This is a genomic window from Longimicrobium sp., assembly GCF_036280135.1.
GTDB lineage: Bacteria > Gemmatimonadota > Gemmatimonadetes > Longimicrobiales > Longimicrobiaceae > Longimicrobium.
On sequence record NZ_DASURI010000427.1, the window covers coordinates 1 to 5,527 of the forward strand.

Here is a 5,527-nt window from a genome sequence, read left to right on the forward strand (position 1 = left end):
GGCAAGATCCTTCGTCGCCGCCATGGCTCAAGCACGGCAGAGATCGCGCGGCGGCTCCTCAGGATGACGCTTTCAAGCCCGAGGTTTGGCAACACACTCTCACCGAATCGGCGGACCGCGGTCAGCTGCCGTCCATGAGCGTCGACCGCGTGGCGGGGGCGGCGGGGGGGCCCTCGATGAGCATCTCGCGCAGCTCGTCGATGCCCAGGCCGCGGAACAGGCGGCCGCCGTGCGCCAGGGTAATGCCCCCCGTCTCCTCGGAGACGACGATCACGAGCGCGTCCGTCTCCTCGCTCAGGCCCAGGGCGGCGCGGTGGCGCGTGCCCAGCGAGCGGTCGCTCACCGTCTGCTGCGTGAGGGGGAGGATGACGCCCGCCGCCACGATATCGTCGCCGCGGATGACGGCGGCGCCGTCGTGCAGCAGCGAGTACGGGGTAAAGATGTTCAGCAGCAGGGCGTCGCTCACGCGGGCCTGGAGCGGCGTGCCGCTCTCGATGTACTCGCCCAGCCCGATCTCGCGCTCGATGGCGATGATCGCGCCCGTCTTGCTGCGCGACAATTCCTCCACGGCCTCGGTGACCTCGCTGGCCACCTGCGTCTGCTCCAGGCGGGAGAAGAACTTGAGCAGCCGGTTCTGCCCCAGGTGCGCCAGGGCGTTGCGCAGCTCCGGCTGAAAGACGATGAGCAGGGCGAACACGCCGTACTCGAACACCCGCTCCAGCAGGTACTCCACCAGCTGCAGGTCCAGCACGCGCGCCGCCGCGTACATCAGGATGACGACGAACAGCCCCAGCAGCATCTGGATGGCGCGCGTCCCCGCCAGCACCAGCAGGGCGCGGTAGGCCACGACGGCGACGATGAGGATCTCGAAGAGATCCTTCCAGTCCGGCGCCAGGAACCCGAAGCGCTCCATGAGCGTGTTCACGGCGCGCGCTCCGGCGTGCGGAGAACAGCCCACGCCACGTCCAGCGCCTGCCGCGCGCCGCGCACGTCGTGCACGCGAAAGATGCGCGCGCCGCGCGCCAGCCCGGCCACGCACGCGCCCACCGTGCCCGCGTCGCGCTCCGCCGCGGGAATGCCGCCCAGCAGCGCGCCGATGAACGCCTTGCGCGACGCCCCCAGCAGCACGGGCCGCCCCAGGCGCGCCCGCAGCCGCCCCAGCCCGGCGATGAGCTCCAGGTTCTGCGCGCCCGTCTTGGCGAAGCCGATGCCGGGGTCCAGCACCACGCGGTCGCGGGCGATGCCCGCCGCGTCCGCCCGCGCGAGCGAGGGCTGCAGCTCCGCCGCCACGTCGTCCACCACGTCCCCGTAGTCCGTGAGCGACTGCATGGTGTCGGGGGTGCCGCGCATGTGCATCAGCACGAGCCCCGCGTCGGTGGATGCAACGACGCCGGCCATCGCGGGATCCGCCAGCCCCGAGACGTCGTTGACGACGTGGGCGCCCGCGTCCAGGGCCGCGCGCGCCACGTCGGCCTTGCGGGTGTCGACGGAGAGCGGCAGGTCCAGCGCGTCGCGCAGGGCGCGGAGGACGGGCACCACGCGGGCGGCTTCCTCGTCCGCGGAAACCGGGGTCGCGCCGGGCCGGGTGGACTCACCGCCCAGGTCCAGCAGGTCCGCGCCCTCGTCCGCCATCTGCCGCGCGCGCCGCACGGCCGCGTCCAGCGCGTGGAAGCGTCCGCCGTCGCTGAAGCTGTCGGGGGTGACGTTCAGGATGCCCATGACGAGCGGCCGGTCCAGGGCCAGCACGCGCCCGCCGATCCGCCACGTGTCCACGTCCGCACCCGGCATGGGCGCCGGGGACTGGGCGGGGAAGGCGAAAGCGGGCGCGCTGGGCATCGTCATAGGCCGAAGGTATCAACTCCGAAAGCGCAAAGGCAAGCACCCGGCTCAGGTTCCAGCGCAAACGACAACGACAACTGCATTCTCACGCAGAGGGAGCAGAGGCAGCAGAGTACTTCATCGCGCGACAAAGTACTCTGCTGCCTCTGCTCCCTCTGCGTGAGAAATGCTTTTGGCTTTCCCGCCTGAACGCGAGATCGGCCCCGCGCCTGGGGAGACGCGGAGCCGATCCGTACCTTCGTACCTCGTACCGTCCGTACCGCCGTTTACGCCAGGCGGGGCTTGAGCTCGGGCGTGGGCGTCTTGGGACGCTCCGTGGCCGCGATCGGAAGCTCCGGCACCTCCGGCGGGCCGGGGATGTCCACCGACTTGATGGGCGGCAGCGGCTTGCCGGCCATCAGCAGGTCCACCTCCTCGCGGGTCAGCGTCTCGCGCTCCAGCAGGTTCTGCGCGATGGCGTGCAGGTGGTCCACGTTGTCGCGCAGCGTGCCGCGCGCGCGGCCCAGGGCGTCGTTCAGCACCCGCGCCACCTCGGCGTCCACCAGCTCCGCCGTCTTTTCCGACACCTCGCGGCGCGACTGCAGGTCACGGCCCAGGAAGACCTCCTGCTCCGCCTCGGAGATGGCGACCGGGCCCACGGCGTCGGACAGGCCCCACTGCGTCACGTAGCGCCGGGCCAGCCCCGTGGCCTTCTGGATGTCGCTGCTGGCGCCCGTCGTCACCCGGTCGCGGCCAAAGATGAGCTCCTCGGCCGCGCGGCCGCCGTAGATCATCACCAGCCGCGCCTCCAGCTGCTGCCGGGTGACCGACACGCGGTCGTCCTCGGGCAGCGTAAAGGCGATGCCCAGGGCCCGCCCACGGGGAACGATGGTCACCTTGTGCAGCGGGTCGTTGCCGGGCACCACCATGGCGCACAGGGCGTGGCCCGCCTCGTGGTACGCCGTCAGCCTGCGCTCCTCCTCCTTCATGACGAAGGAGCGGCGCTCGGCGCCCAGCATGACCTTGTCCTTGGCGTCCTCGAGATCGGTCATGTAGACCTTCTCGCGGCCCCGGCGGGCGGCGAGCAGGGCGCCCTCGTTCACCAGGTTGGCCAGGTCGGCGCCGCACATGCCCGGCGTGCCGCGGGCCAGCACGCCCACCTCCACGTCGCTGTGCGTGGGCACCTTGCGCAGGTGCACCTTGAGGATGCCCTCGCGGCCCCGCAGGTCCGGCGCGTCCACCACGATCTGCCGGTCAAAGCGGCCGGGACGGAGCAGCGCCGGGTCCAGCACGTCGGGACGGTTGGTGGCGGCGATGAGGATGACGCCCTCGTTGCTCTCGAAGCCGTCCATCTCCACCAGCAGCTGGTTGAGCGTCTGCTCGCGCTCGTCGTGCCCGCCGCCCAGGCCCGCGCCGCGGTGACGGCCCACCGCGTCGATCTCGTCGATGAAGATGATGCACGGCGCGTGGGCTTTGCCCTGCTCGAACAGGTCGCGCACGCGGCTGGCGCCCACGCCCACGAACATCTCCACGAAGTCCGAGCCGCTCATGCTGAAAAACGGCCGCCCCGCCTCGCCGGCCACGGCCCGGGCCAGCAGCGTCTTGCCCGTGCCCGGGGGGCCCACCAGCAGCGCGCCCTTGGGAATGCGCCCGCCCAGCCGGCCGAACTTCTTGGGGTCCTTGAGGAACTCCACGATCTCGGCCAGCTCGGCCTTGGCCTCCTCGGCCCCGGCCACGTCCTCGAACGTGACCTTGGGCGACTCGCCCGTCAGCAGCCGCGCCTTGCTCTTGCCGAACTGGAAGGCCTTGTTGCCGCTGGCCTGCATCTGCCGGAAGAAGAACACCCACAGGCCGATGATGAGCAGCCACGGGAGCGCGCGCACCAGCACCTCGGCCCAGCCGATCTGCGGCTCGCGGGCCTTGATCTGCACGCCCGCGGCCTCCAGCTGCTCCACCAGCGCCTCGCTGTCCTTGACGGGCGCGCGGGTGCGAAAGCGCGACACCTCCAGGTTGCGCTGGGGGTTGCGCCACGGCCGCTTGACCGTGCCCTCCAGCAGCACCCCGTCGATGATGGTCACCTCCTGCACGTTGCCGCCCCGCACCTGGCCGCGGAACTCCGAGTAGGTGATCTCGCGCACGGGCTTGGTGCCGCCGCTCGTGAGCTGAACGGCGATGATGGAGACCAGCACCAGCAGCAGCCAGAACCCGGCCGTCCGGGTAACCCGGCCCAGCTTGGGCGGCTGCTGCTTGGGCGTGCCCTTTTCTTCGTCTGCCATGGACTGCTTTCCTTGCGCCCGCGGACGGCGTCAGCGCGCCCGCGTCAAGATTGAAACCGGCCGCCGGCTCAGGGCTCGATGACGCCCACGAACGGCAGGTGGCGGTACTTTTCGGAGTGGTCCAGCCCGTACCCGATCACGAACTCCTGCGGACAGTCGAAGCCTACCCACTTCGCGTCGCGCACCATCTCCTTGGCGATGTGCTTGTGCAGCAGGGCGGCCACCTCGAGCGACTTGGGCCCCCGCTTTTCCAGCATGGGGATGAGCCGGTTGAGGGTGGTGCCGCTGTCCACGATGTCTTCCACCAGGATGACGTGCTTGCCCTCGATGCTGGCTTGCCGGGCGTACAGCAGCTGCACCTCGCCCGACGACTCCGTGCCGCCGCCGTAGCTGGAGACGATGAGGAAGTCCACCTCGATGGGGCGCCGGATCTCGCGCACCAGGTCGCTCACGAAGATGAACGATCCCTTGAGAAGCCCCAGCACCAGGATGTCCTCGCCCTCGGGGATCTCGCGGGTGATCTGCTCGCCGAGCTCCCGCACGCGGCGGGCGATCTGCTCCTCGCTGAACAGGACGTGCGAGATGTGCTTTCCCCCGGTACGTGCCAGGGTTTCCGCGCTGGTCGACATCAGAAAACGGCTAGGGTGATGGCCCGTTCGCCGGGCCGGGGCGTGCATCCGTCCGCAGTGACAAGGCCGGGCACCCACAGGACGGCGCCCTCCGCGTCCACCAGCACGGGCAGGGCGTGCCGCGCCCGCAGGGGAACGCGCGCCTCGCCCAGCACTTTCTTGAGCAGCCGCGTGCCCGCCCGGGTGCGGATGCGGTCGCCGGGCGCCCGCCCCCGCAGCGTCAGGGGGAACCGGGCGCGCTCCGCCGCGATCCGCAGCGTGCGCGCGTCTCCGTCGTCCGCGTCTGCCGGGCCGCGCGTCCACCGCGCCGTCCCCGCCCGCCCGCCGATGACGAAGCGCCCTTCCCCGCCGCCCTCGCCGATGACGAGCGGCTCGTCCGGGGCGGGTTCCGCCGGCCGTGCGGTGACGCGTTCCACGCGCGCCGCGCCAAACTCGGTGGTGATGCGCACGCCGCCCGGGAGCGTCAGGACGCGTCCACTGGGTGCATCGCTGATAAACTGAAGCGCCAGGCGGGTTCCCGTGCGGTCCGGCACGGCGCCCAGCCGGCGCAGCGCCGCCCGCAGCACGCGGGCGCGCAACGACCAATCATAAGCCGTAAGCCGTTCCCGGACAAGCACGAGCGCCCCGTCCTCCTCGCGGACCGTCTCCGCCAGCAGGGGCGCGAGGGCGGCCTCCCACGCGGCCGCGTCCTCTGCCGCCAGCCGGGCCAGCCGCGCCAGGCTGCGGCGCGCCCCCCGCGCCACGTGGCGCTCGGCGTACGGCAGCAGCCGGTTCCGGATGCGGTTGCGCGCGGGATCGAGCGAC

5 protein-coding genes are annotated in these 5,527 nt (G+C 71.5%); all 5 read right to left on the minus strand.

Features of this window, described 5'->3' with window-relative positions:
- Nucleotides 1-121: 121 nt before the first annotated feature.
- On the minus strand, nt 122-925 hold the full coding sequence (gene cdaA, locus VFZ20_RS13725) for a diadenylate cyclase CdaA (protein ID WP_329684462.1): 804 nt from the start codon (nt 923-925) through the stop codon (nt 122-124).
- Nucleotides 922-1,836 (minus strand): dihydropteroate synthase, encoded by a 915-nt coding sequence (gene folP / locus VFZ20_RS13730; RefSeq protein WP_329684463.1) that lies wholly within the window; start codon nt 1,834-1,836, stop codon nt 922-924. The genes cdaA and folP overlap by 4 nt, the downstream gene beginning before the upstream one ends.
- Nucleotides 1,837-2,105: 269 nt before the next feature.
- The gene (ftsH, locus tag VFZ20_RS13735) at nt 2,106-4,094 is read right to left on the minus strand and encodes an ATP-dependent zinc metalloprotease FtsH (protein ID WP_329684464.1); all 1,989 of its coding nucleotides are present in this window, start codon (nt 4,092-4,094) and stop codon (nt 2,106-2,108) included.
- 68 nt (nt 4,095-4,162) lie between these two features.
- Nucleotides 4,163-4,723 carry a hypoxanthine phosphoribosyltransferase gene (gene hpt, locus VFZ20_RS13740; protein WP_329684465.1) on the minus strand — a complete coding sequence of 187 codons (561 nt, stop codon included), beginning with the start codon at nt 4,721-4,723 and terminating at the stop codon, nt 4,163-4,165.
- Nucleotides 4,723-5,527: tRNA lysidine(34) synthetase TilS (gene tilS / locus VFZ20_RS13745; RefSeq protein ID WP_329684466.1), on the minus strand; the 805-nt coding region annotated here is incomplete at its 5' end. The genes hpt and tilS, both read right to left, overlap by 1 nt.

Bases quoted from the DNA above. Each gene is read 5' to 3' on its own strand.
- folP (WP_329684463.1), bottom strand. From the start codon at position 1,836: ATGCCCAGCGCGCCCGCTTTCGCCTTCCCCGCCCAGTCCCCGGCGCCC.
- ftsH (WP_329684464.1), bottom strand. From the start codon at position 4,094: ATGGCAGACGAAGAAAAGGGCACGCCCAAGCAGCAGCCGCCCAAGCTG.
- hpt (WP_329684465.1), bottom strand. From the start codon at position 4,723: ATGTCGACCAGCGCGGAAACCCTGGCACGTACCGGGGGAAAGCACATC.